At 62.1% G+C, this 22801-nt stretch carries 31 protein-coding genes; 27 read left to right on the top strand and 4 right to left on the bottom strand.

Annotation, left to right across the window (positions count from 1 at the left end; all coding sequences use genetic code 11):
- The 3 genes from FHW96_RS23285 to FHW96_RS23275 all read left to right on the top strand — a co-directional run.
- Positions 1–708 (top strand): ArdC family protein (locus FHW96_RS23285; RefSeq protein ID WP_253951186.1); only part of this gene is annotated, 708 nt, incomplete at its 5' end.
- Positions 705–1115 (top strand): DUF2958 domain-containing protein, encoded by a 411-nt coding sequence (locus tag FHW96_RS23280; RefSeq protein ID WP_172342961.1) that lies wholly within the window; start codon positions 705–707, stop codon positions 1113–1115. The genes FHW96_RS23285 and FHW96_RS23280, both read left to right, overlap by 4 nt.
- Before the next feature lie 3 nt (positions 1116–1118).
- On the top strand, positions 1119–1358 hold the full coding sequence (locus FHW96_RS23275) for an RNA polymerase sigma factor (RefSeq protein ID WP_172342960.1): 240 nt from the start codon (positions 1119–1121) through the stop codon (positions 1356–1358).
- 125 nt (positions 1359–1483) lie between these two features.
- Here the strand turns inward: FHW96_RS23275 and FHW96_RS23270 are convergent, their stop codons facing one another.
- Positions 1484–2401, bottom strand: a complete 918-nt coding sequence (locus FHW96_RS23270) for a HEPN domain-containing protein (RefSeq protein ID WP_172342959.1) — start codon at positions 2399–2401, stop codon at positions 1484–1486.
- Positions 2402–3196: 795 nt separating this feature from the next.
- Here FHW96_RS23270 and FHW96_RS23265 point away from each other — a divergent pair.
- Both FHW96_RS23265 and FHW96_RS26540 read left to right on the top strand, forming a co-directional pair.
- Positions 3197–3412, top strand: a complete 216-nt coding sequence (locus tag FHW96_RS23265) for an AlpA family transcriptional regulator (RefSeq protein WP_172342958.1) — start codon at positions 3197–3199, stop codon at positions 3410–3412.
- Positions 3413–3961: 549 nt separating this feature from the next.
- A complete protein-coding gene (locus FHW96_RS26540) occupies positions 3962–4093 on the top strand; it encodes a hypothetical protein (RefSeq protein ID WP_256432893.1) in 132 nt (43 codons plus the stop codon).
- Here the strand turns inward: FHW96_RS26540 and FHW96_RS23260 are convergent.
- A complete protein-coding gene (locus FHW96_RS23260; RefSeq protein ID WP_172342957.1) occupies positions 4083–6155 on the bottom strand; it encodes a TonB-dependent siderophore receptor in 2073 nt (690 codons plus the stop codon). The genes FHW96_RS26540 and FHW96_RS23260 overlap by 11 nt on opposite strands.
- An 87-nt stretch (positions 6156–6242) precedes the next feature.
- Between FHW96_RS23260 and FHW96_RS23255 the strand changes: the two genes are divergently transcribed.
- The 21 genes from FHW96_RS23255 (at position 6243) to FHW96_RS23155 (ending at position 20604) form a co-directional block, all read left to right on the top strand.
- Positions 6243–7457, top strand: coding sequence for a PepSY domain-containing protein (locus FHW96_RS23255; RefSeq protein ID WP_172342956.1), 1215 nt, complete (start codon positions 6243–6245; stop codon positions 7455–7457).
- A 365-nt stretch (positions 7458–7822) separates the two neighbouring features.
- On the top strand, positions 7823–10189 hold the full coding sequence (locus tag FHW96_RS23250) for a TonB-dependent receptor (protein WP_172342955.1): 2367 nt from the start codon (positions 7823–7825) through the stop codon (positions 10187–10189).
- Positions 10186–10896 carry a molybdate ABC transporter permease subunit gene (gene modB / locus FHW96_RS23245; RefSeq protein ID WP_172342954.1) on the top strand — a complete coding sequence of 237 codons (711 nt, stop codon included), beginning with the start codon at positions 10186–10188 and terminating at the stop codon, positions 10894–10896. The genes FHW96_RS23250 and modB overlap by 4 nt, the downstream gene beginning before the upstream one ends.
- The gene (locus FHW96_RS23240) at positions 10886–11572 is read left to right on the top strand and encodes a molybdenum ABC transporter ATP-binding protein (RefSeq protein ID WP_172342953.1); all 687 of its coding nucleotides are present in this window, start codon (positions 10886–10888) and stop codon (positions 11570–11572) included. Before modB ends, FHW96_RS23240 begins: the two co-directional genes overlap by 11 nt.
- Positions 11573–11680: 108 nt before the next feature.
- A complete protein-coding gene (locus FHW96_RS23235) occupies positions 11681–11875 on the top strand; it encodes a 4Fe-4S dicluster domain-containing protein (protein WP_172342952.1) in 195 nt (64 codons plus the stop codon).
- A gap of 30 nt (positions 11876–11905) precedes the next feature.
- The gene (locus tag FHW96_RS23230; RefSeq protein ID WP_172342951.1) at positions 11906–12778 is read left to right on the top strand and encodes a 4Fe4S-binding leucine-rich repeat protein; all 873 of its coding nucleotides are present in this window, start codon (positions 11906–11908) and stop codon (positions 12776–12778) included.
- Positions 12775–12987, top strand: a complete 213-nt coding sequence (nifT, locus tag FHW96_RS23225) for a putative nitrogen fixation protein NifT (RefSeq protein WP_172342950.1) — start codon at positions 12775–12777, stop codon at positions 12985–12987. The genes FHW96_RS23230 and nifT overlap by 4 nt, the downstream gene beginning before the upstream one ends.
- 5 nt (positions 12988–12992) lie before the next feature.
- Positions 12993–13832 (top strand): SIR2 family protein, encoded by an 840-nt coding sequence (locus FHW96_RS23220; protein WP_172342949.1) that lies wholly within the window; start codon positions 12993–12995, stop codon positions 13830–13832.
- Positions 13833–14093: 261 nt separating this feature from the next.
- Positions 14094–15647: a nitrogenase cofactor biosynthesis protein NifB gene (nifB, locus tag FHW96_RS23215; protein ID WP_371815794.1), complete on the top strand. Its 1554-nt coding sequence runs from the start codon at positions 14094–14096 to the stop codon at positions 15645–15647.
- Between the two features lie 12 nt (positions 15648–15659).
- Positions 15660–15887 carry a 4Fe-4S binding protein gene (locus FHW96_RS23210; protein ID WP_172342948.1) on the top strand — a complete coding sequence of 76 codons (228 nt, stop codon included), beginning with the start codon at positions 15660–15662 and terminating at the stop codon, positions 15885–15887.
- Complete coding sequence (locus FHW96_RS23205; protein WP_172342947.1) at positions 15884–16408, top strand: hypothetical protein; 525 nt, start codon at positions 15884–15886, stop codon at positions 16406–16408. Before FHW96_RS23210 ends, FHW96_RS23205 begins: the two co-directional genes overlap by 4 nt.
- Positions 16401–16751 carry a nitrogen fixation protein NifZ gene (locus FHW96_RS23200; RefSeq protein ID WP_172342946.1) on the top strand — a complete coding sequence of 117 codons (351 nt, stop codon included), beginning with the start codon at positions 16401–16403 and terminating at the stop codon, positions 16749–16751. Before FHW96_RS23205 ends, FHW96_RS23200 begins: the two co-directional genes overlap by 8 nt.
- A complete protein-coding gene (locus FHW96_RS23195) occupies positions 16748–17017 on the top strand; it encodes a nitrogen fixation protein NifZ (protein WP_172342945.1) in 270 nt (89 codons plus the stop codon). The genes FHW96_RS23200 and FHW96_RS23195 overlap by 4 nt, the downstream gene beginning before the upstream one ends.
- Positions 17008–17367: a hypothetical protein gene (locus FHW96_RS23190; protein WP_172342944.1), complete on the top strand. Its 360-nt coding sequence runs from the start codon at positions 17008–17010 to the stop codon at positions 17365–17367. The genes FHW96_RS23195 and FHW96_RS23190 overlap by 10 nt, the downstream gene beginning before the upstream one ends.
- 19 nt (positions 17368–17386) lie before the next feature.
- The gene (locus FHW96_RS23185) at positions 17387–17686 is read left to right on the top strand and encodes a hypothetical protein (protein WP_172342943.1); all 300 of its coding nucleotides are present in this window, start codon (positions 17387–17389) and stop codon (positions 17684–17686) included.
- Positions 17683–18885 (top strand): DegT/DnrJ/EryC1/StrS family aminotransferase, encoded by a 1203-nt coding sequence (locus FHW96_RS23180; RefSeq protein ID WP_172342942.1) that lies wholly within the window; start codon positions 17683–17685, stop codon positions 18883–18885. The genes FHW96_RS23185 and FHW96_RS23180 overlap by 4 nt, the downstream gene beginning before the upstream one ends.
- Positions 18886–18903: 18 nt before the next feature.
- Complete coding sequence (locus FHW96_RS23175; RefSeq protein ID WP_172342941.1) at positions 18904–19203, top strand: 2Fe-2S iron-sulfur cluster-binding protein; 300 nt, start codon at positions 18904–18906, stop codon at positions 19201–19203.
- Complete coding sequence (locus FHW96_RS23170; RefSeq protein WP_172342940.1) at positions 19203–19469, top strand: BolA/IbaG family iron-sulfur metabolism protein; 267 nt, start codon at positions 19203–19205, stop codon at positions 19467–19469. Before FHW96_RS23175 ends, FHW96_RS23170 begins: the two co-directional genes overlap by 1 nt.
- Complete coding sequence (gene grxD / locus FHW96_RS23165) at positions 19456–19773, top strand: Grx4 family monothiol glutaredoxin (protein WP_172342939.1); 318 nt, start codon at positions 19456–19458, stop codon at positions 19771–19773. The genes FHW96_RS23170 and grxD overlap by 14 nt, the downstream gene beginning before the upstream one ends.
- Entirely contained in the window at positions 19773–20114 is a 342-nt protein-coding gene (locus FHW96_RS23160) for a ferredoxin (protein ID WP_172342938.1), read from the top strand. Before grxD ends, FHW96_RS23160 begins: the two co-directional genes overlap by 1 nt.
- A gap of 13 nt (positions 20115–20127) precedes the next feature.
- Positions 20128–20604 carry a molybdopterin-binding protein gene (locus FHW96_RS23155; protein ID WP_172342937.1) on the top strand — a complete coding sequence of 159 codons (477 nt, stop codon included), beginning with the start codon at positions 20128–20130 and terminating at the stop codon, positions 20602–20604.
- 63 nt (positions 20605–20667) lie between these two features.
- Here the strand turns inward: FHW96_RS23155 and FHW96_RS23150 are convergent, their stop codons facing one another.
- Both FHW96_RS23150 and FHW96_RS23145 read right to left on the bottom strand, forming a co-directional pair.
- Complete coding sequence (locus FHW96_RS23150; protein WP_172342936.1) at positions 20668–20871, bottom strand: molybdopterin-binding protein; 204 nt, start codon at positions 20869–20871, stop codon at positions 20668–20670.
- 58 nt (positions 20872–20929) lie between these two features.
- Positions 20930–21361, bottom strand: coding sequence for a response regulator (locus FHW96_RS23145; protein ID WP_172342935.1), 432 nt, complete (start codon positions 21359–21361; stop codon positions 20930–20932).
- A gap of 494 nt (positions 21362–21855) precedes the next feature.
- Between FHW96_RS23145 and nifH the strand changes: the two genes are divergently transcribed.
- Positions 21856–22731 carry a nitrogenase iron protein gene (gene nifH / locus FHW96_RS23140; protein WP_172342934.1) on the top strand — a complete coding sequence of 292 codons (876 nt, stop codon included), beginning with the start codon at positions 21856–21858 and terminating at the stop codon, positions 22729–22731.
- The last annotated feature ends 70 nt before the right edge of the window (positions 22732–22801 follow it).

Genomic DNA, 22801 nt, shown 5'->3' with positions numbered 1-22801 from the left:
CAGTCGTGGAGAGCCGGATGCGCTGAAAGGTGCACGTCCGGTTCGGAGGGGGGGCGAGCAATGTTCTCTCTGAGACCTTGCCGGCCTACCCTACTCGCGCAATGTGAGGGGCTGGGCAAAGGGCTGGACGAAGGGCAGGGCAAAGACCTGTTTGGTGATCCTGCGCCCTTGCCTGAGCGCGAGATCGTGCCGATTGCCGAGGAAGTGATCGCCGCATCCGGAGTGCCTTTCCATATCGGCGGGGGCAAGGCTTTCTATGTCCCCTCCGCCGACTATGTGCAGGTTCCCCCGCAACCGGCTTTCTTTGAACAGGTCAATTATTACCGCACAGCCCTGCACGAGCTTTGCCATGCGACCGGCCATAGTTCGCGGCTGGATCGCAAGCTCACCAATCCCTTTGGCAGCAAGGACTATGCCCGCGAGGAACTGGTGGCGGAAATGGGTTCGGCTTTCCTCTGTGCGGCGCTGGGCATTGTGCCGACCGTGCGCCATGCCGATTACCTCGGTTCATGGCTGGAAGTACTGCGCGAGGACAATCGGGCGATCTTCCGCGCCGCCAGTCAGGCGAGCAAGGCGGCAGAATGGCTGCTGGCAAGGCACGCCGAATACAGGCTGAGCAAGGACGGCAAGGAAAGCGGGGATGCGCCCGAGCCTGAGCCTGCTGAATCGGAGCAAGGTTCCATCACCGAAAGGAGGGCAGCAGCATGATCCTCCTTCCCGAAAAGATCCGTGTGGCGCTGCTGGTCAATGGTGCCCTCCACAGGGTGGCGCAGCGCGACAATCCGCCCGTGCCCGATCCGGTGCCTGTGCTCAAACTGTTCAATCCCTGCGGTGCGGCAACATGGCTGGCCACCGAACTGGACGAAGACGGCGATACCTTATTCGGGGTGGCCGATCTCGGCTTTGGCTGTCCGGAGCTGGGCTATTTCTCGCTGAACGAGCTGGCCTCGGTGCGTCTGCCCTTAGGTTTGCGGATCGAGCGTGACCAGCACTTCTCCAGCCGCCACCCGCTGTCTCTGTGGACCCAGACCGCAAGGCGGCTGGGATCACTGACCTGGGCGGAAATGTCCCTGGACCGGAACGGTAGCATGTCCGATCTCAGCGGCAGGGCATAGGCCATGGAGCGCGATCAACCGCACCGGGGCAGGCCTCAGGATCAGGCCGTAGGGCAACGCCAGCGCCTGATTGCCCTGCTCGACACTTTGCCGGTGGTGGAGAGGGCAGCCTATGTCCTTTCCGCCGCTGATGGCCTCAGCCATGGTGCCATCGCCTTCCGGTTGGGGGTAAGCATTGGGGAGGTGGAAACCGCTCTGGCGGGGGCTTTGAGCAAGCTCACCGAGGGTCTGGATGAGCCCTGACAGAAAGACGACCGGCATCGAAGCAGGACAAGGCGCGGAAAGGGTGTGGGGAGGCTGTGTGTTGCCCCAAGGGTCGGGCGTAGGTGCGAAGGCGGGGTAAACGAAGGGGTGATGGCCAAAGGCCATCACCCCTTTGCAGCAGCTTCCAACGCGGCCAGACGTTCCGTGCAGATGGTGTGAACGATGCGGCCAAGTACCTCGACCCGTTCCCCCAGCCATGCCAGTTCCTCGGCGGTGATCCGGTAGTGTTTCGAGTACCTTGCCTTGACGTAAGCGTCCTTGAGCTTCTCGAACAGGGCGCGGTCCTTGCGCAATTCGCGTGGCCAGGCCTCCACAAGCCGGAGGTCCAGTCGTTCAGCCTGAGTCCGCAGGAAGACGAGGTTGTGGTTATGTGGCGAATACAGGGTGCTCACGAGAAGGACCGCGTGGAAGAGGCTCTCTGTGGCTTGATGGAGAAGGAAGGCGGCCTTCTTGTTCCATCCCTTCTCAGCGGTGAATTTCGCCGTTTCGAGAAACTGTAGCGCGCCGGGCATCCACTCCTCAAAATACTCCCGCGCCATATCGAGATTGGCCTGCGGCGTCCGTGGTATTGGCCTGCTTAGCTCACGATCATCGGACTCGTAGATCGCGATCCCTTCGCGGGCAATGTCCATGAAGAAGAACCGCCCATGGGCAAGACCGTCGTTCACCTGCTGAAGCGAATGGACGATAAAATTGACCGGCGTCCGCAACCGCCCGGCGATCATCTCCTCGATCAGCCGTTCATCCGCCCGGGTCCAGTAGGCTGCACGGTCAGCCAGTTCCTTCTGGCTGACGATAATCAGCAGGTCGAAGTCCGAACGGTAGCCTTTGGCGGTGTGAGGTTCGTCCACCCAGCCGCCACGCGCATGACTACCGTACAGAAGAATCTTGACGATCTTCCCCGTTTTGCGCCTGCCGGTCGCATCCATGTGCGCGCCGTCAAATTCCTCGAACAGGAGTTGCACCACACGCTCGAGTTCGCGCTGCTTGGTGGCCGGCAGATGATCGAGATCGGTCTTCATCACCTCATCCTAACAACATCTTGCATGGCCCGCGCAACTGAATTGGGCGAAGGCGAAAAGGCGCGCGCGCTCCTGCATGGCCTTACGATCCCCAGGACACGCGGGGATTTACCCCGAGGGCCTTTTGCACCGGCTTCGCTGTTGCCAATGTCACCCGAAGGTGACGCCCATGGCATCGACGAATCATCCCATAAAGCCAGTGGTTTGCCCACCCCTGAAAGTCCTTTGCGGGCGCATGGGACAGGCCCATGCGGGAGGTCGGACGCACGCCCCGAAGGGCGTAAGGTGTAATGGACCCTACGCACGGGTGCTGCGAATGATTTCCGCATGAAAATCAGCTTCTTGTAGCTGTCGTCCGTGTATGACACGATTCCGGTGTCGTGTTGTACGGTGCACACGAGCATCGAAAGACGCGGCGTCAACCAACCGAAAGGGAAATGTTTTTTCTGGTTGTACATGTACCACCTACCTTTGTTGCGCTTCGAAAGGGCAGGGGAATGGCCTCCCCCCAAATACTCCTTCACTCTGGAGTGCTTTCGGACCTGAGACTGCGCCATGCGCCAGGATGCTGAGCTTGAAATGGGGCCCGGCCACCTGTATCATCACCCGCGCTTCATGACCCCGGCGAAGGTTTTCCAATGAGAAGGCCTTCCCTATGTCCAGAATGAATTTCCTTCCTGACAGACCGCTGCATGCCGCTTTAATGCGGGCTGCGGGCGCCGTGCCTTGCTTCTGCGCCTTCCCCAAACTGTTCCCGATCTGCGGCGGGCAGGCCTTGCAAAAAGGATCTGTCCAATGACTGGCAACGAACGCATCATTCGTCTGAAAACCGTTCTGGCCCGCACCGGGCTGTCGCGCTCGACGCTCTATCGCAAGATCGCGGACGGCACCTTTCCTCGGCAGGTGCCCATCAGCACGCGCGGCACCGGCTGGCATGAGTCGACCATCAACCAATGGATCCATGACCCGGCAGGCTGGCAGTCGGCCAGTGCCCGGACAATCGAACCTTGAGGTAGTCATTATCCGCCGGAAGACTTTCCGCATGAACGGTTTTAGCGGAACCCGCCGGTCATGCGGAAGCAGTCCCGGATCGACGACCTCAATCACGAGCAAGCCTTCTCCGTCAGAGAAGGCTTGCTGCTTTTCGAAGCCCGCAATCCGTCGAGATGATCGCTCCACCATTGGTGCATTTCCACGCGCTCATCCCAGTAGCGGCCCCGGTTATAGATCCCGCGAATCGTGTTCGGGTCCGCATGCGCAAGCGAGCGTTCGAAGGTGCAAAATGCTGCTACTTCTCTGCCCATTCGCTGCATTAGGCTCTATGATCAGATGGCTGTTTGCTCATTTAGGTAGAGGGTCAAAACGGGCGATTTCGTTAAATGTGACGGCGTAAGCAGACCGTGAAATCGGCGCTTGAGGTGATTCGTTTTGCAGGCCGTTGGCAATGGCTGCATTCGGCATCGAACCCAGATTGGAAGCAAGGCTGAGGACCTGGTGAGGGTAAATCAGTTGCTCTATTAGATGAATTTGCTTCGGCCGGGTTCGAAAACGAGGAAGAGCATGTCGATCATCCTGAAAGCCCAGCTCGAAATGGTCGAGCGGATGGGCATCCAGACTATGACCAGCTTCAATCCGAGGCGTTACGGCAAGCGGATCGCAACTGCACCCGTCGGCTCCATCCTCAGAAGCTGACATTGGCCGAGAGGCGCAGCGTCCGGGCCGCCCCGACATAGAGCGTGCTGCCGCCGGTCGCCCAATAGCGCTTGTCGGTCACATTGTCGGCATTGGCGCGCAGCGTCATGGCCCGTCCCTTCGGCAGGGCCAGCCTGTAGCTGGCGCCAAGGCTGAGCGTGGCATAGGCGGGCAACACGCCTTGATTGAGCACATCGGTAAAGCGCTTGCCCGTGTAATAGACACCGGCATTCAGTCCCAAAGCGGGCAGCGGCGCCGGGCGCCAGTTGACAAAGGCCGAGCCGGACCAGCGCGGCGCATTGTCCACCAGCCTGCCGTCCTGCGCGCTCGAGCCGGTCTGCTGCTGGCGCGCCACCAGATATTGCCCGGAAAGGGCGACGGAGAGCTGGCGTAAAAGATTGCCCTGCACCGAGGCTTCCACGCCCTGATGCAGTGCGCGTCCGTTGACGACATAGGTATTACTGGCCAGATCGGTGTAGGCCAGCCCCCGATTGATGCGGAACCAGCCGAGCGAGAGCATCAGCCCGCCCGCTTGTGCGCGTGCGCCCACTTCCCATTGCCGACTGCGCACCGCAGGCATCACCGCGCCTGCGTTGATCGTGCCGTCGGGCGCGGTGCCTGCGCTTTCCAGCCCTTCGATATAGCTGAGATAGAGGCTGGTGGCGGCCGTTGGGCGCAATACCAGCGCTCCTGTCGGCGTCCATGTGCGCAGGGCAAAATCGGTGCTGGCCGATCTGGTGCGATAATCGACATGGCGCAGCCCCGCCATCACCAGCACTTTCTCACCAATATGCGCCTGATCCATCGCATAAAGGCCGGTGTCGATATTCACGCTGCCCGCTGTCAGCCGCCGTGTGGTGGGGATGAGCGAAGTCAGCGAAAGGGGCTGTGGCGCATAAAGATTCTGTACCACGGCGGCATAGGATTGCTGGTTCTGATCGGCCTGCACCTGCCGGTTGCGGGCATAGCCGAAGAGCAGTTCGTGGCGGATGCCCCAGGTGTTGGCTTCCCCGGCCAGTTCGGCGCGCCAATAGAGATTGGAATAGTCCTGATCGGGCGTGTAGGTCGCGGTGATCGTGCCCGCGCCGGTGCTGGCGTTATAGCGCGCGATATTGGCGATCATCCGCTGGCGGCGGGTGCCGGCATAGCCGCCTTCCGCGCGCAGCGACCATGTGCCGCCCAGCAGATAATCGACCCGGCCCAGCAGATTGGTTACCCATGTGCGATAGGGCGCATTGACCGGCGCATAGCGGTTATGCGGATCGGGGATCGCGGGCAGGGTGATGGTGCCGTTGACCGCCGCGGGCAGGGTGATTCCGCCCGGCTCATCGGTGGCGCGGCGGTAATGTTCGGCGTCCAGCTTGAAGGAGAGTTTTTCGCTGGCCTTCCAGTCAAAGGCGCCGCTGGCGAGATAGCGATAGCCATTCACCCCGTTGATCGGTACCTCCACATGCGAGCCATAGGCGTTGAGGCGCAGGCCGATGCTCTGATCCGCGCCCAGCTTCCGCCCAAAATCCACCCCGCCGCCGATGCTGCCTTCCGCATCGCCATCGACATAGAAACTGGTCACCGGTCTGTCCGTCGCCCGTTTGGTGACGACATTGACGATGCCCGAAGGCGTGCTCAGCCCGTAATAGAGCGCCGAAACACCCTTGAGCAATTCGACCCGCTGCTTGTTTTCCACCGGGATCGGGCCGAGGTTGATGATCTGAAGCGCGCCGTTGAGGCGATAATTGGTGCGCGCATTGAGCAGCACCCCGCGCGAGGCGAAATTGTTGCTGGTGGTGGGGCTGGTGGATTGCTGGGTGATGCCGGGCGTGTTGCGCAGCGCATCGTCCAGCCCCTTGGCGCCCTGATCGTCGAGCAGGGCGCGGGTGATGACGGCAACATTGGCGGGTGTATCGAGCAGCGACTGGTTGCGAAAGGCGCCTACCTGCACGACCTCGGCGCGATAGGGGATTTCGCGGCGCCCGGTCACCACAATGTCATCGTCAAGCTGGCGCTCGGCCTGCGGCGCTTCGGCCATGGCGATGACGTTGGCGGCGGCGATGAGAAGCAGCATGGTAAATTCCCCTTGGCGAATTCCCCGGAACGGCAATTCGCGGCGGCAGTTATTGCTATTGCGAGTGTATTGCAATAACTGATTTCCATGAGCACAACGATTCGCCCGCCTTTTCGCATCCTCTTCCGCAAATGGATGTTCACGCTTCACAGTTGGCTGGGGCTCACGCTCGGCCTCGTTTTGGCGCTGATAGGCCTGACAGGGGCGGCCATGTCGTTTCAGGACGAGATACAGGCGATGCTGATCAAACCGGGTGCGATCCCTACCGGACAGCCCGCACTGGCGCCCGTGCTCCTGCTGGAGCGCGCGGCCAGGGCGCAGCCCGGCAGGAGCATCGCCCGCGCCCAGATCGACAGTGACCCCGCCGTCCCCGCCCGTATCAGTTTCCTTGACAAGGGTGGGCAGGCAAAAGGGGGTGGGCAGGCAAAAGGGCGTGAGACCTATCTCTTCGATCAACGCGATGGACGCCTGCTCGGCCCGCTTCCGGCGGCTGCCCTGTTTGACACAGTGGAGCGGCTGCACCGCTGGCTGGCCATGCCGGGCAACGGCAAGGGGCCGGGGCGGATCATCACCGGCAGCGCGGCCATTGCTTTGATCTTCCTGGGTCTTGGCGGACTCTATCTGCGCTGGCCGTCAAAGCCGCGCGACTGGCGGGCATGGCTTACCATTCCGCGCGGGCGGTCCGGTCGTTGGTGGTGGCGTGAACTGCACCTGCTGCTGGGCGGTGTGATGATGGTGGTCTATCTGCTGAGCGCGCTGACCGGCCTGTGGTGGTCATTCGAATGGTATCGCCATGGCGTTCAATCGCTGCTGGGCGGCGAGCGGGCAGAGAAGATGACGGCCAAGGGACAGCCCGATTTCGCGCTGGGCTGGCAAGGATTTCAAAAGGCCACCTCAGGCCATGCTTATGCCAGGATCACCCTGATTGTGCCGGAGAAGGGGGCAGCCTTGCGGTTTCGCGCCCTGCCGCAGGGCGCAACGCACAATCGCGCCGATGATGCGGTGGTGGTGGATGGTGCAACCGGCAAGGTTTTGAGCACTGACTTTTACGCGCATCGCCCCGCAGGCGCCCGCGTGATGGCAGGCATGTTCGAAATCCATCGCGGCGCGTTCTTTGGCATGGGCGGGCGGATCATCCTCTTCATCACCAGCCTGAGCCTCCCGTTCTTTGCTGTTACCGGTCTGTGGTTCTGGCTGGCGCGCCAACGCGGCAAACGCAAGGGAAGGGTCAGGCGCGCGATCAATCAGGCCGCGATGGATCCGACATCGACACCCTCTTTGACAATGTCGAAGGGGGGATAGCCCTCGTCTTCATTCATGCCGGATTCGAGCGGATAAAAACATCAGTCAAAGCCCACAGTGAAACGTCGAAGGCGCTCAATTCCGGAGCAGGGCCGTTTTTTTACCCGTCTGTCTGATTTCCTCCCCCGCAGAACAGGTTTTGTCGGAAGTCCGACAATATTTGCCGTGCCTTCTGGCGGAAAGTCGCGGTTTCTGAACTTGGCATGGTTTCTGCGTATTCCACTTGTGAAACGGTCGTTTCGTCACATGACCGACTTCCCGGGCCGCCGTCAGAGCGGATCCAAGTTACGGTGAGGTGCCTCGTTTCCGGTCTCTCCGGCATGCGAAAAAGGCGTGCTGTCCGTTAAGGGCATAAAGGAGGAAGAATGGGACGGATCGGGAAATGGACCATTGCGGCGATCTTGACGAGCGGTCTTTGCGGTTCGCCGGCGCAGGCAGAAGAGCCGGCTTCGCAGGCTCTCGGTCCGAGCAAGGGAGAGGCCATTATGGTCACCGCCCGGCGCCGTATCGAGGATGCGCAGCAAGTTCCCGCCGCCATGACCGTGCTGGGCGATGATCTTCTGACCCGGACCTACAGCGTGAATGTCAACCAGATGACCCAGCTGGTTCCCACGCTGAACTATTCCTCGCCTAATCCGCGCAACACCGCCTTTACAATCCGCGGCCTTGGCAGCAGCGTGGTGGCGATCAGCCAGGCTAACGACGGGCTGGAGCCGGGCGTGGGCTTCTATGTTGATCAGGTCTATCATGCCCGCCCGGCCACGGCGGCCTTCGATATGAGCGATCTGGAACAGGTTGAGGTGCTGCGCGGTCCCCAGGGGACGCTGTTTGGCAAGAACACCACAGCGGGCGCGATCAACATCACCACCAAAAGGCCATCGTTCCAATTCGGCGCGGAGGGTGAGGCATCAATCGGCAATCAGGACTATTGGCAGCTCAAGGGCGCGCTCACCGGGCCGTTGCTCGGCGATGTGCTGGCCTTTCGCCTTTCAGGAATGGCAACACGGCGGGGCGGGGTCATTTATAACGTCAAGAGCGGGCAATGGGTCAACGATGTCCACAATGACGCGCTGCGAGGCCAGTTGCTTTTCGCGCCCTCCTCGGATCTCTCGCTGCGCCTGATCGCGGACTGGAGCAATTTTCAGAACACCTGCTGCACGCAGGTCTATGTGCGGGTTGCCCCCACGCTCAAACCCGCCGCGCAGCAATATGCTGCCCTGGCTGCAGGCCTTGGCTATACACCGCCCAGCACCAATCCCTATGCGCGTCTGACCGATATCGATGCTGCTTTGGGGGTGAATACCAATGAGGGTGGGGTTTCCGCGATTGCCGACTGGAAGCTGGGCGGCCTTACGCTGACCTCGGTTTCGGCCTGGCGTTTCTGGAACTGGGACGCGGCGAATGACCGCGATTATACCGGTCTTGTCATCCAGACCGTCCAGCATATCCCTTCGCGGCAGGACCAGTTCAGCCAGGAGCTTCGTGCTGGCGGCAGATGGGGCAAGAAGCTCGACTACGTGGGCGGGCTCTACTATTTCCATCAGAAAATCGTGGGCCATCCGATCAGCATCTATGGTCCGCTGGCCACCTATTGGCTGTTGCCTTCGGGACGGCCCTCGAACCTGCTCGATGGCTATCAGTCAAATGGCACCACCGATTTCAACACCGACAGCCTGGGCGTCTTTGGCGAGGTGACGGGCCATCTTACCCCGCGCCTCGCGTTGACGGGCGGAATCCGCTATACCTATGAATGGAAAGATGGTTTTTACGATGTGTCGACATCAGGCGGGCTGACGACGGGCCTGACCGCCGGCCTTGTCGGCGACAAGAACTCGATCCTGCGTGCCCAGACCTATGGCGGGCGGGTGAGGGACGGCAGCGCATCGGGAAGGGTCAATCTGGCGTGGAGCCCGTACGATCCCGTGATGCTTTTTGTCGGTTATGCCCAAGCTCAGAAATCGGGCGGGATCAATATGTCGGGCCTGCCGGTTTATCCCGCAGGTGTGGCGGGGCATGCCAATGGCGATCCGGTCCTTTCCACGGTCACTGTACGCCCGGAGCATGATATCACCATCGAAGCGGGGGTTAAAACCCGTTGGCTCAAGGGTGCAGTGGTGGCCAATCTGGTGGCTTATTCGACCCATGTCCGCGATTTTCAGGCCAATGTGGTTGATAATGCTGCGGTGGTGGCGCTGCGTTCCTATCTGGCCAACATACCGCAGGTACGGGTCAATGGCGTCGAAATGGATGCCACCGCACGGGTCGGCAGCCACATTGTGTTGCGCGCGAGCGGTGCCTATGCCGATGGACGCTATGTCTCCTATGCCAGCGGGCCTTGCCCGATCGAGCTGACGGGATCATCAACCTCTCGATGCGATCTGTCGGGCAAGGGATTGCCCGGATTACCCAAATGGAGCGGATTGCTGGGCGTGGAGGGGACGCAGCCCATTGGCAGGGGCGAGATCTTTGCGCGCGGCGATCTGAATGCGAGAACCGCGATTTACGGTGATGCCACCGACAGTGCCTATACCCGCATCAATGGCTACACGCTGGTCAATGCCAGCATAGGTTATAGGACTGCCAAGGGCTGGGAAGTGGCAATTTTTTCCCGCAATCTGTTCAACGCCAACTATCTTCAGAACGTGACCGTTCAGGCAGGCAACAGCGGGCTGATCGTGGGGACACCGGGCGATCCGCGGATGGTGGGTGCAACCTTGCGGATTCATACATGACAGCGGCGCTTTCAACCGGGCCGATAACCGCCGAGGAATGGGGGATTGTTTCCCTCTCGCTTCGGGTCAGCGCGGTATCGGTTCTGGGCGCCGCGCCGCTGGGCTTTGGCGTGGCATGGCTGCTGGCAAGGGGGCGTTTTGCCGGACTCGTGGTGCTTGATGCGCTGGTGCATCTGCCGCTGGTTCTGCCGCCGGTGGTGGTCGGGTGGCTGCTCCTGCTGGGCTTTGGAGCGCAGGGGCCGGCGGGGCGCCTGCTCGCTGACTGGGGCGTGACGCTGATGTTCCGCTGGACAGGGGCGGCGCTGGCCAGCGCGGTTATGGCCTTTCCTCTGATGGTGCGCGCCATGCGCCTTTCGATCGAGGCGGTGGACCACAAACTGGAGGCGGCCGCGCGCACCCTGGGGGCATCGCGCGCCAGAGTGTTCGCCACGATCACCCTGCCTTTGGCCATGCCGGGGGTGCTGGCGGGTCTGGTGTTGGGTTTTGCGCGGTCGCTGGGCGAATTTGGCGCCACGATCACCTTTGTCTCCAACATTCCGGGTGAGACCCAGACTTTGCCGCTGGCTATCTATGCTGCCTTGCAGACGCCGGACGGCGAACAGGCGGCCTCGCGTCTGGCACTGATCGCGGTGGGGCTTTCGCTCGCCGCGCTGGTGACCTCCGAAGCGCTCTCGCGGCGGATGGGGGCAAACGTTCATGGGCTTTGATATCGATGTTTTCCTGCAACGGGGCGGGGGGCAAATCGTCGCCCGTTTTTCGAGCGGGGCCGCCCTGACGGCTCTGTCGGGCCCGTCCGGCTCGGGCAAGACCAGTCTGCTGGATATGGTTGCTGGGCTGGTGCGGCCCGACGCGGGCCGGATTGCGGTGGACGGAAAAGTGCTGTTTGACAGCGCGGCGGGAGTGGATTTGCCGCCTCACAAGCGGCACTGCGGCTATGTTTTTCAGGATTACCGCCTGTTCCCGCACCGCCACGTCGAGGCCAATCTGCTTTATGGCTGGCAATTGGCTGCGCCCCGTGATCGCTGGATCAGCCTTTCCGAGGTGTGCGAATTGCTGGGCATCGGACATCTGCTGCGTCGAATGCCGGGGGCGCTTTCGGGCGGCGAGAAACAGCGGGTGGCGATCGGGCGGGCACTGCTGTCGGGTGCGCGCTTTCTGCTGATGGACGAACCCCTCTCCTCGCTTGATGCACTGCGCCGAGCCGAGATCATGGTATTGATCGAGCGCATCCGCGACGACCTCGGACTGCCGATCCTTTATGTCAGCCATGACCGGAATGAAGTGACACGTCTGGCCGGACAGATCGTGCATCTTGGCGCAGCCCACGGCGTCGCATTTGCGACAGACATGTCGCAAGGTGAACAGGGCAAAGCCTGCGCCTGAAGTCCCAAACATCCAAAAACAGCCGTTTGCCCGCTCTGGCATGGTTTCTGCAACGTATCAGGCAAGGCAACGGTGCAAGCTGTTGCGCCGTTTTAAGGAGATCCAGCCATGGCTTACAAGATTATCGCCTCGCAATGCACCGGGTGTAGCGCCTGCGAGTTTGAATGCCCCAATGCCGCGATCAAGATGAAGGGCGAGACCTTCATTATCGATCCGGCCAAATGCACCGAATGCGAAGGCCATTTCGATACGGCGCAATGCGCGGTGGTCTGCCCGGTGCCTAACACCTGCGTTCCGGCCTGACCGGGGCGGCCGCGCAGGCCGGGTCTGTCCATGTCTCCGCTTCTTGACCCCGATGATGGACTGGGGCCGCCGCTGGACTGGCAGGGCAAGCCGGTGCGTTGCCGGGAATGCGCGCATATCGCGATCAACCAGATGGGGCTTTGCGCAAAGGGCAAGGCCTGCATCCGTGACCGCCGGGCGCGCCGGGTGGAGCGTTTTCTGCGCGGCAATCGCGATCTGGCCGACCAATATCTTGACCATCCCTATTTCGAGGTGAGGGCGGGCGCGGCGCGCCATTGCAACCTGTTTCGCTTGCCCCCCATGCTTGACGATCCCGAACCGGAGGTGCGGGCCATGGCCACCTTGCGCCTGCCCGAGGAGCGCATCCGCGATATGATTCATGATACTGATACCGATGTGCGGATTGCCGCCGCCTCGCGCCTTTCGGGCCGGGCGCTGATGCCCGCCATCCATGACAGCGCCTATATGGTGCGGCTGACGGCGGTGCGGCGCATGCCGCCCGAATTGCTGCCGCTGGTGCGCCATGATCCGGACCCGGAGGTGCGGCAATGGGTGGCGCGGCGGATTGATCTGCGCGCCTTGCCCGACATGGCCTTCGATCCCGACCCGCTGGTGCGCCGGGCCGTGGCGGAAAGGCTGATGCCCGATCAACTGGTGCTGATGGTGGCCGACAGTGATTTTCGCGTGCGCTTTTGCGTGGCGGAACGGATCGTGGAGGATGAGCTTTTTGCCCTGCTCGATGATCCCGAGGAGGCGATCCGCGATCTGGCCCGCCAGCGCATTGCCGCCGTGCCGCAACTGGCCTCCCGGCTTGCATCACCGGTTTCGTATCCGGTGTCCCATCTGCGCCTTGTGGCGCCCGAACCCGATTCCAGCCCGTCCTCAACGGAGAATGCCCGATGAAAGTGATGATCCGGCGCGCCGAGGGCGCCCTTTCCGCTTATGTGCCCAAAAAGGATCTGGAAGAGCCGATCGTCGAGGTCGAGCATGACAGTCTGTGGGGCGGCTGGGTGCGCCTTGCCAATGGCTGGGTGCTGGAACTGCCCGCGATGGCCGAGGACACACACCTGCCCATCACTGTCGAGGCACGCAAGCGGGCCGGGGAGGAGTGAGCGTCATGACCACGATACTGACCGAAAATCGCGATGAGGTTCTGGCGGAACTGGGCGAATTGCTGGCGGGGCGGAGGATTGTGCCCTATCTTGGCCCCGGCCTTTCAGCGTACGCGCCGGTGCCCATGACCCCGGAGGATCTGGCCACCTTTTTCGCCGCCAAGACAACTTTGCCGCGCCGGGCGGTGGGCAATGCCTGGGCCGCGGCGCAATATATCGAGAGCCATCGTTTCCGCGATACGCTCACCGCCTGGATGCGCGAGGCTTTTGCCCCGCGCGTTGCGCCCGCACCATGGCATCGTTGGCTGGCCGCGCAGGGGCTGCCGCTGATTGTGGACAGCTGGTATGCGGGCGAAATGCGCGAGGCGCTGATCGAGGCGGGCGGAAACTGGGCCGAGGTGCAGGGCATCAGCCGGGCGCTCATCGGTGAGGACAAATGGTTCCGCTTCTTCGATGCCGCCGGGGCGCCGATCAGGCCCGAGCAGGGCGCCATCGCGCAGACCTTGCTCTATGCCCCCCATGGCAGCGCGCGACCTGCGGTCAATTTCCTGATTTCCGATGCAGACTATGTCGAGGTGCTGACCGAGATCGACATCCAGACCCCGATCCCCGAGGAAGTCCGCCGCCGGCGGACGGGGCAGAGCTTTCTCTTCATCGGCTGTCGCTTTCATGACCAGATGCTGCGCTCCTATGCGCGCCAGATCATCAAGCGCTCCTCGGACCGCCATTTCGCCATCGTTGATCTGGCAGGCCTGACCCGCAACGAGCAGCGCTTTCTGGATGAGCATGATTTTGCCGTCATCGATTTGCCTGTCGATGAAGCTTTTGCCGCCCTGACAGCCTGACCCGGCCGGCGGCAACAACCCTGCGGCGTCGGCGGCCCGGGCCATGGGCCGCCGACGCCGCTTTTTTGTTGCGACTTTGTGCTTTCCGCCTTGTTTCCGCTTCTGTCTCTTTCCCGACAATGGCGCAAAACCCACAAGGGCAGGACATGAAAACCCTCTGATTTCGGCCATTTTTGGTTTGGCACGGGCTTTGCTTTCTCTGGTCTCGCATGGCCTTTCCCGCACCCCCGCAAAGGGAAGGCCCGGATCAGGGAGCAACTTGTGGCCAGTTCCGCTTTGGATAGCTCCGGCAATCAGCCGGTCGTCGATATTGCCGATGTGATGCAGAAGATCGCCGAGCATAAGGGCTGCGGCACGAGCAGCGATGATGGCAAGGCCTCTTGCGGTTCTTCCGCAGGCCCGGCCGACATGGCGCCCGAGATCTGGGAAAAGGTGAAGAACCACCCCTGCTACAGCGAGGAAGCCCATCACCACTATGCGCGCATGCACGTGGCCGTGGCGCCCGCCTGCAACATTCAGTGCAACTATTGCAACCGCAAATATGACTGCGCCAATGAAAGCCGCCCCGGCGTGGTTTCCGAGCGTCTGACGCCCGAACAGGCCTCGAAGAAGGTGCTGGCCGTGGCCTCCACCATTCCGCAGATGACCGTGTTGGGCATTGCCGGGCCGGGCGATCCGCTGGCCAATCCGAAGAAGACTTTCGAGACCTTCCGGCTGATTTCCGAAGTCGCGCCCGATATCAAACTGTGCCTGTCGACCAATGGTTTGGCGCTGCCCGACTGGGTCGATGAAATCGCCAAATACAAGGTCGATCACGTCACGATCACCATCAATATGGTCGATCCTGAAGTGGGCCAGCATATCTATCCGTGGATCTTCTGGAACCACAAACGGGTGGAGGGCATCGAGGCAGCGCGCATTCTCTCGGAACGCCAGCTTCTGGGTCTCGAAATGCTGACCGAGCGGGGCATTCTGGCCAAGATCAATTCGGTGATGATCCCCGGCATCAATGACAAGCATCTGGTCGAGGTCAACAAGGCGGTCAAATCGCGCGGGGCTTTCCTGCACAATATCATGCCGCTGATCTCAGCGCCCGAGCATGGCACGGTGTTTGGCCTCAACGGCCAGCGCGGTCCCTCGGCGCAGGAACTGAAGGCGCTTCAGGACGAGTGCGAGGGCGACATGAACATGATGCGCCATTGCCGCCAGTGCCGCGCCGATGCGGTGGGCCTATTGGGCGAGGATCGCAGCGCCGAATTCACCACCGACAAGATCATGGCGATGGAGGTGGAATATGACGCCGAAGGCCGCAAGGCCTATCAGCAGGCCGTTGAGGCCGAGCGGCAGGCCAAGGTGGCGGCCAAGGCTGGCGAGCTTGAGGGCCTAGAAGGAGCGGGCGACATAAAGGTGCTGGTTGCCGTGGCCACCAAGGGCCATGGCATCATCAACGAACACTTTGGCCATGCCAAGGAGTTTCAGGTCTATGAGCTGAGCGGCAGCGGCGCCAAATTCGTCGGCCACCGCCGCGTTGATCTTTATTGCCAGGGCGGCTTTGGCGAAGAGGATGCGCTCTCCACGGTCATCGCCGCGATCAATGATTGCCACGCGGTGTTTGTCGCCAAGATCGGCGGCTGCCCCAAGGCGGATCTCCAGGCGGCGGGCATCGAGCCGGTCGATCATTATGCCCATGAATATATCGAGGCATCGGCCATCGTCTGGTTCAAGGACTATCTGGCCAAGGTTGCCGCGGGTGAGGTGATCCACACCGAAAGGGGCGATGCGGCCATCCGGCAGGGCGCGCTTCTGGCCAGCTGAGGAGAGCCTCCGATGCCTTACAAGATCGTAGCCAGTCAATGCACCAATTGCTCGGCCTGCGAGGCGGAGTGTCCCAACGAGGCGATCTCGGAAAAGGGCACGACCTTCGTGATCGACCCGGCCAAATGCACCGAATGCATCGGTCATTTCGATGTGCCGCAATGCGTGGCGATCTGTCCGGTGGACAAGACCTGCGTGCTTGATACCAGCCTGCCGCGCTATTCGGGAGGTTCGGCATGAGCGGGGCCCGGCAGGACTGGGCCGAAGGGATGGGCCTGCTCGACGATCCGCTGCTGGGCGGCGGCTTGCCGGCAGAGGCGCAGGCCCATCTCGACAAGGCGGCTATCTGTTACCACCAGTCCGATGTGGCCGAGACCCATCTGCTCGATGCTTCGCGTATTGCGCCGGGCCATGCGGCGGTGCTGATCGCTTTCTACCGCTTCTATTTCTACAAGGGGCGGTTGGTGGATGCGCTGGACGTCGCGCGTGAATGCCTGGCCAAGGCGCTGGCGGAAAATGTGCTGGGCGATGACTGGCTGGCGGTGCAGCCCGATGATGCCGATTTCTCCGATTGGGGGGCTCTGCGTCCGCGCTTCTTCCTCTTCACGCTCAAGGCCTATGCCTATCTCAACATGCGGTTGGGCCGGTTTGGCGAAGGGCGGATGGCGGCGGAAAAGCTGCTTCACCTCGACCGGGCGGACCGGATCGGCGCGCGCGTTCTGGTCGATGTGCTGGATCGGATGGAGGCGGGCGATGAGTAATATTGTCCGCGACAGCGAAGTGGTTGAACTCAATGGTCCACCCGCTTTCCGCTATGGCGAGAAGGTGCGCTCCCTGCGGGTCATCCGCAATGACGGCACCTATCCGGGCAAGGAAATCGGCGAACTGCTGGTCAAGAAGGGGGAAGAGGGGATCGTCAGTTCGATCGGCACCTTTCTCCAGCAATTCTATATCTATGGTGTGGATTTTCCGCTGACGGGCCACCGGGTCGGCATGAAAAGGCGCGAGCTTATCGCGCTGGCCGATGCTTTGGGCGACGAGGAGGAAAACCTGCCCTGCACCTTGCCGCCCAACCGGCGGGCCGGATGGGAGGCGCGATCATGATCCCCGGCCTGACCCTGCGCGAGCCGCGCTATCAATGGGGCCAGAGCGTGCGCGCCTGCGTCGATCTGGTCAATGACGGCAGCCATCCCGAACATGAGGAAAACGCGCTGCTGGTACGCGCGGGAACGGCGGGCGAGGTGGTCAACACCGGTTTCCATGCCGAGAGCAACACGCCGGTCTATCTGGTCCAGTTTGGCGAGCGGATGCTGGTGGGTTGTCTTGAGGAGGAGCTCGAAGCATCGGCGGGAGAGCCGCCTTGTCCGTAGGTCTCGCCCCTTCCCGGATCGTCAGCGTGGCCCGCCATCCCAACGAGATCGACCTCTTGCGCATCGCCCGCGCCTTGGCGGAGCGTCAACGCTATCGCTATGTCCAGCCCGAGGTCGTGCCCGTTTCATCGGGCTATCTGGTGCGCAGCCCATGCTGTTCGCGGCGCCCCGATCCGGAAGGCGGGGTGGTGGATATTGCCCGGCTCGTTTGGGCGGACGCGCCCGCCTGCTGGCTGCTCTATCGCAAGGCCCATGAGGAGGATCTCTGGGTGGAGGACAGCAGCTTTGTCCGGCTTACCGATGCGCTCGCCCGGCTCAATGCCGATCCCGACCGCCGGTTCTGGCAATGATATGGCAGGAGATGTGACCATGGCGCTGGCCGTTTATGATGTGGCCCGGATCGACGCCTTGCTGGCGGCTTTGGATGCGGGGGTGGATATTTCCGCGCTGGATGCCGCCCTGGCGCGGCTGGTGCCCGATGTGGCGCGGCGGCATTGCGATGCGGGCGATGTGCTGGAGGAACCCTTTCGCAGCCATGCGGGTTTTGATCTCCATCTGCTGGATACCAGCGGCCATTGCCTCCGCGTGACCGGCGATCCGGGCGAGGCGGGCGCGCTGTTGATTGCGCGCAAGGCTTCGGAGACGGCACAGGCGGAGATGGCGCGGTGAGCCCCGCCACACTGCAACGCCCGGACGCCAATGTCGTCTCCATCGCCACGGGCGAGCCTTTGCAGATCCCGCTGTGCGACCCTGATCTGACCGGCGATGATCTGGCGGCGGTTGAGGCGGTTTTGCGCGGCGACAGGCTGGGGGAAGGCCCATGGGTGCCCGCGCTGGAGAGGGCTTTTGCCGGGCGTCTGGGGCGCTCGCACGGGCTGGCTCTGTCCAGCGGGGCGCTTGGGCTGATGCTGGCGCTGCGCGCGCGCGGGATCGGGCCGGGGGATGAGGTGATCCTCTCCGCCCATGGTTTCCGCGAGATTGGCCATGGCGTGCTGGCGGCGGGGGCCACGCCGATCTTTGCCGATATTGATTATTGGTCGGGCACGCTGTCGCCCCTCAAGGCGGCTGATCGGATCACCCTGCGCACCCGCGCCATCATGGCCGGCAACAGCGCGGGCCACCCGGCGGACTGGCCCGCGCTGCGCAGCCTGGCCGATGCCCATGGGCTGTTCCTGATCGAGGACAGTTGCGAGGCGATCGGATCGCGCCACAAGGCGGGCGAGGTCGGCACGTTTGGCGACATTGCCTTGTTCGACTTTGCCCAACCCGGCGTGATCTGCTGCGGCGAGGGGGCGATGCTGGTGAGCGATGACGCCGATCTGGTGATGGCGATCCGGCGTCTGGCCCGGCGCGGCCTTGGCGAACGCGCCTCGGTTTCGGCCACGATGGCCCCGCCGCTGGGCGTGGGCATGAGCGAGATGGCCGCTGCACTGGCCTTCTCGCAGCTTTCGCGCCTTGATGTGCTGCTCGAAAGACGGCGCGGGGTGCAGGCGATGTATGACGGGTTCATGCAGAGCTTTGAAGGAATCAAGCCGCCCTATGTCGCCCCGGACATCGAGGAGGTGCACTGGTTCCTCTATGTCGTCCATCTGGGCACGCGCTTTTCCAAATCCTCGCGCGATGCGATCCTCGAGGATCTGCGCACCGAGGCGGTGGAGGCCCACGCCTATTCCAGCCCGCTGCATCTTCAGCGCGCCTATCGCGATCTGGGCTGGAAGAAGGGCGACCTCTTCGTGACCGAAAAAGTGGCTGACCGGGCGGTGGCCCTTCCTTTCCATGCGCATCTGGTGCCCGAACAGGTGGCCTTCATGGTCGCCCGGATCAAGGATGCCTCCATCAACAGCGGCGCGGGCGCCGCGATCTATTGACCCCATGGAGCTTGTTCGATGCCTACCCTGACCTTCAAACCTTCCGGCAACACGATCACCATTGCCGAAGGTGACAATATCCTTGCCCTCATGCTGGCCCATGGCGAGAAAGTGGCGCATAAATGCGACGGCAAGGCCACTTGCGGCGAATGCCACATTTTCCTGCTCGAAGGGCGCAAGGGCGTTTCGCGCCTTTCGCCTGATGAGAATGCCAAGCTCGACATGATGGTGGGGGTCGGCTCCAAATCGCGGCTGGCCTGCCAATGCAAGGTGCTGGGCACCGAGGATGTCACCGTTGAAGTGCTGAGTTTCGTGTGATGCCGATGGATGCCGATGCCATCAAGGCCCGCATCGAGGCGGCCCTGCCCGATGCCAATGTGATGATGATCGATCTGGCGGGCGATGGCGACCACTGGGCCGCCCGCGTGACCAGCGCTGCCTTCATCGGTAAGAGCCGGATCGCCCAGCACAAGCTGGTTTATGCGGCCATCGGCGCCGATATGGGCGGCGCGCTCCATGCGCTGGCCTTGCAAACCTTTATCCCTGCAACATCCTCCAAGGAGACCGGCCATGGCCACGTCTGATCGTATTCGCAAGCTGGTGACCGACAATGAGATCGTGGTTTTCATGAAAGGCATGCCCGCGGCGCCCAAATGCGGCTTTTCCGCCGGGGTGGTCAAAGTGTTCGATGCGTTGGGGCGGCCCTATCTCGGCGTGGATGTGCTGGAGGACCCGTTCCTGCGTGAAGGGCTGAAAGAATATTCGGATTGGCCGACCTTCCCGCAGGTCTATGTGCGCGGCGAATTCATCGGCGGCGCGGATATTGTGCGCGAAATGTATGCCAGCGGCGAATTGTCGGCGCTGCTGGCCGATCAGGGCGCGGCCTGATGGACCTGCCCGAAGAGCTGCCGCAGCTTTACAAACGCCATATCTTTGCCTGCGCCACCCAGCGCCCGCCGATGCACCCGCGCGGCAGTTGCGGCAACAATGGCGCCGGGCCGCTGTGGGAACATTTGGGCAAAAGAATTGAGGCGTTGGGGCTGAATGGTCAGGTGGGGTTTACCCTGTCGGGCTGTCTTGGCTTTTGTTCGGCCGGGCCGCTGATGGTCATCTATCCCGAAGGTGTCTGGTATCGCCCGCAAACGCTTGGGGATATCGAAGCGATCATCGACCGGCATCTTCTGGATGATGTCCTGGCCGAGGATCAGGTGGTCATTCTGCAACGCTGAAAGGAAGTGCGGCATGAGTCTGGCAGCCTATCATCCGCAACCCCGCGCGCATGGCGCAAGGTTACGCACCAGTGCGCGCAACATGCTTTACGGCATGGTGACAGCCATCGTGCACGGCCCGATCAATGCAGAGATCGGGCTGCTGGTCAATGACCATATCGTGATTGATGCGCTGATCAGCAATGCCAGCGTCGAGGCGCTGGGCCTGCGTCCGGGTGGGCGGGCGGTGGCGCTCATCAAATCCAGTCTGGTCACCCTGGTGGAGGATGTGCCGGGTCTGCGGCTTTCCGCGCGCAATCTGATCGGCGGCACGGTGGTGGCCGTGGCGCAGGGACCGGTGGAAAGCGAGATCCTGCTCGATATTGGCGGCGCGGCGGAAATTGCCGCGATGGTCACCACCCATTCCCTGCGGGAAATGAATCTCTATCCCGGACGCACGACTCTGGCCGCGTTCAAGGCATCGCATGTGATCCTTGCGGTGGAGGATTGAGCCTATCTGGCTAGGTAGGGCGGGGTGGCGACAGGCGAGGGTCTGCCGCCGCCCCGTTTGCCCTCATTTGCCGATCAGCACATCGCTGGCCTTGATAAGGACCGTCACCTTGTCACCCACGGCAAGCGCCAGTTCGGCAATCGCTTCCTCGGTGATCGAGGAGGTGATCGTGGTGCCGCCAATATCAACCTTGATCTGGCCGTTGACGGCGCCGGGAGTCAGGGCCGTGATCGTGCCGGGGATCTGATTGCGGGCGCTGATTTTCATGATGGTCGTCTCCTTTGTTGTGAAGCGGGCATTGTGAAGTGAGAAGGGGAAATGAGCGCTACAGGCCGCCCAGCTGGATCAGCGGCATGGCGCCTGCGCGGCCCAGCATCGTATCGACCTTTTGCCGCACCGCCTCGATCCGCAGCGGCTTGAGCAGCGCGCCATGGGCGCCCCGGCGCAGCGCTTCCAGCGCCATCGCCTCATCCTCCTTGCCCGTCACCAGCAGGATGCGGGCAGAGGGGTAGCGCATCGCGATATCGTCCAGCAGGCCCAGACCTTCGGTTTTAAGAATGCCCATGCCCAGCATCAGCAGATCGGGTGTCAGCCAGTCCTGCCCCTTGGCATAGGCGCTGGCCATATCGGGCAGTTCGTGGGTCTCGATCTCGTCATGCAGCATGAACTGGAGCGCGGCGCGGGTGATGTCGCAATCGTCGACGACGAAGACGCGGCGCTGATCGACGGCTTTGCTGGTCTCAACTCCGATTTGCATGGGTTTCTCCCCGTTTCAGAACGCGCCGGAATGGGGCGCGGCATGGCGATGGGGATGCAGGATCCGTTCCATATCCGCTCAGCTCCCGCAATAGGCGCATAAAAGCGGGAAAATTCGCACCTTGCCGGTTTGCGCGCAGGATTATGGCGCTCCGCCCCGGTGGGTCTGGCGGCATTTTGCGACACCGACAAACCGCAAGCGTGGGATTTGCGACAGGGCGGGGAGGAATTGTTGCGTTTGTCACATCGCGGAGGGCATGAAGGAAAATCCATAAAATAACACTATATCAGTAGGATGATCGAGTTCTTCCAATTCTGGCACGCCCCTTGCTGTTCCTGTGGTGCAGCGGTTGGACGACCCCCGGGTCCTTCCAAGCGACTGACCCGCCGCAGCAAGAACGGACGCGACGGGGGAGCAGAAGGCAGGCCGCGCCGGGCGGATGACCCGGCGGACCTGCCGAAAAACGTTCGCGTGAAACCAGACAGGAGATACCCATGTCACTTCGTCAGATTGCCTTTTACGGCAAGGGCGGCATCGGCAAGTCCACGACGTCGCAGAACACTCTCGCCGCTCTGGCCGACCTTGGCCAGCGCATCCTGATCGTCGGCTGCGACCCCAAGGCCGATTCCACCCGCCTGATGCTGCATGCCAAGGCGCAGGACACGATCCTCAGCCTTGCCGCCGAAGCCGGTTCGGTGGAGGACCTCGAACTCGAGGACGTGATGAAGATCGGGTACAAGGATATCCGCTGCGTGGAATCGGGCGGTCCCGAACCGGGCGTGGGCTGTGCCGGTCGCGGGGTGATCACCTCGATCAACTTCCTCGAAGAGAACGGCGCCTACGACGACATCGACTATGTCTCGTATGACGTGCTGGGCGACGTGGTCTGCGGCGGCTTTGCCATGCCGATCCGCGAAAACAAGGCCCAGGAAATCTACATCGTCATGTCGGGCGAGATGATGGCCATGTATGCGGCCAACAACATCTCGAAGGGCATTCTCAAATATGCCAATTCGGGCGGGGTGCGTCTTGGTGGGCTGGTCTGCAACGAGCGCCAGACCGACAAGGAACTGGAACTGGCTGAATCGCTGGCCAAGAAACTGGGCACCCAGCTCATCCACTTCGTTCCGCGCGACAATATTGTGCAGCATGCCGAACTGCGCCGCATGACCGTGATCGAATATGCGCCGGAATCAAACCAGGCTGAGGAATATCGCCAGCTTGCGCAGAAGATCCACAACAATGCCGGCAAGGGCATCATTCCCACCCCCATCACCATGGACGAACTGGAAGACCTGCTGATGGAACACGGCATCATGAAGAGCATCGACGAGAGCCAGGTCGGCCTGACCGCCGCGCAACTGGCCTGATCCGCGCCTGTCCGTCTCCGTTCGCGCCGCACCAGCGCGCGGACGGGGCGGCATGGCCGAATATAGCACG

It is taken from the genome of Novosphingobium sp. SG751A, assembly GCF_013149295.1.
Lineage (GTDB): Bacteria > Pseudomonadota > Alphaproteobacteria > Sphingomonadales > Sphingomonadaceae > Novosphingobium.
This window is presented reverse-complemented; position numbering and strand designations above follow the sequence as displayed.

Excerpts from the sequence above, each read along its gene's own strand:
- FHW96_RS23280 (WP_172342961.1), top strand. The coding sequence starts at position 705 with ATGATCCTCCTTCCCGAAAAGATCCGTGTGGCGCTGCTGGTCAATGGT.
- FHW96_RS23205 (WP_172342947.1), top strand. The coding sequence starts at position 15,884 with ATGAGCGGGGCCCGGCAGGACTGGGCCGAAGGGATGGGCCTGCTCGAC.
- nifH (WP_172342934.1), top strand. The coding sequence starts at position 21,856 with ATGTCACTTCGTCAGATTGCCTTTTACGGCAAGGGCGGCATCGGCAAG.
- grxD (WP_172342939.1), top strand. The coding sequence starts at position 19,456 with ATGGCCACGTCTGATCGTATTCGCAAGCTGGTGACCGACAATGAGATC.
- FHW96_RS23220 (WP_172342949.1), top strand. The coding sequence starts at position 12,993 with ATGACCACGATACTGACCGAAAATCGCGATGAGGTTCTGGCGGAACTG.
- FHW96_RS23240 (WP_172342953.1), top strand. The coding sequence starts at position 10,886 with ATGGGCTTTGATATCGATGTTTTCCTGCAACGGGGCGGGGGGCAAATC.
- FHW96_RS23260 (WP_172342957.1), bottom strand. The coding sequence starts at position 6,155 with ATGCTGCTTCTCATCGCCGCCGCCAACGTCATCGCCATGGCCGAAGCG.
- FHW96_RS23155 (WP_172342937.1), top strand. The coding sequence starts at position 20,128 with ATGAGTCTGGCAGCCTATCATCCGCAACCCCGCGCGCATGGCGCAAGG.
- FHW96_RS23170 (WP_172342940.1), top strand. The coding sequence starts at position 19,203 with ATGCCGATGGATGCCGATGCCATCAAGGCCCGCATCGAGGCGGCCCTG.
- modB (WP_172342954.1), top strand. The coding sequence starts at position 10,186 with ATGACAGCGGCGCTTTCAACCGGGCCGATAACCGCCGAGGAATGGGGG.
- FHW96_RS23210 (WP_172342948.1), top strand. The coding sequence starts at position 15,660 with ATGCCTTACAAGATCGTAGCCAGTCAATGCACCAATTGCTCGGCCTGC.
- FHW96_RS23150 (WP_172342936.1), bottom strand. The coding sequence starts at position 20,871 with ATGAAAATCAGCGCCCGCAATCAGATCCCCGGCACGATCACGGCCCTG.
- FHW96_RS23275 (WP_172342960.1), top strand. The coding sequence starts at position 1,119 with ATGGAGCGCGATCAACCGCACCGGGGCAGGCCTCAGGATCAGGCCGTA.
- FHW96_RS23195 (WP_172342945.1), top strand. The coding sequence starts at position 16,748 with ATGATCCCCGGCCTGACCCTGCGCGAGCCGCGCTATCAATGGGGCCAG.
- FHW96_RS23185 (WP_172342943.1), top strand. The coding sequence starts at position 17,387 with ATGGCGCTGGCCGTTTATGATGTGGCCCGGATCGACGCCTTGCTGGCG.
- FHW96_RS23265 (WP_172342958.1), top strand. The coding sequence starts at position 3,197 with ATGACTGGCAACGAACGCATCATTCGTCTGAAAACCGTTCTGGCCCGC.
- FHW96_RS23145 (WP_172342935.1), bottom strand. The coding sequence starts at position 21,361 with ATGCAAATCGGAGTTGAGACCAGCAAAGCCGTCGATCAGCGCCGCGTC.
- FHW96_RS23235 (WP_172342952.1), top strand. The coding sequence starts at position 11,681 with ATGGCTTACAAGATTATCGCCTCGCAATGCACCGGGTGTAGCGCCTGC.
- nifT (WP_172342950.1), top strand. The coding sequence starts at position 12,775 with ATGAAAGTGATGATCCGGCGCGCCGAGGGCGCCCTTTCCGCTTATGTG.
- FHW96_RS23160 (WP_172342938.1), top strand. The coding sequence starts at position 19,773 with ATGGACCTGCCCGAAGAGCTGCCGCAGCTTTACAAACGCCATATCTTT.
- FHW96_RS23230 (WP_172342951.1), top strand. The coding sequence starts at position 11,906 with ATGTCTCCGCTTCTTGACCCCGATGATGGACTGGGGCCGCCGCTGGAC.
- FHW96_RS26540 (WP_256432893.1), top strand. The coding sequence starts at position 3,962 with ATGTCGATCATCCTGAAAGCCCAGCTCGAAATGGTCGAGCGGATGGGC.
- FHW96_RS23175 (WP_172342941.1), top strand. The coding sequence starts at position 18,904 with ATGCCTACCCTGACCTTCAAACCTTCCGGCAACACGATCACCATTGCC.
- FHW96_RS23255 (WP_172342956.1), top strand. The coding sequence starts at position 6,243 with ATGAGCACAACGATTCGCCCGCCTTTTCGCATCCTCTTCCGCAAATGG.
- FHW96_RS23270 (WP_172342959.1), bottom strand. The coding sequence starts at position 2,401 with ATGAAGACCGATCTCGATCATCTGCCGGCCACCAAGCAGCGCGAACTC.
- FHW96_RS23250 (WP_172342955.1), top strand. The coding sequence starts at position 7,823 with ATGGGACGGATCGGGAAATGGACCATTGCGGCGATCTTGACGAGCGGT.
- FHW96_RS23200 (WP_172342946.1), top strand. The coding sequence starts at position 16,401 with ATGAGTAATATTGTCCGCGACAGCGAAGTGGTTGAACTCAATGGTCCA.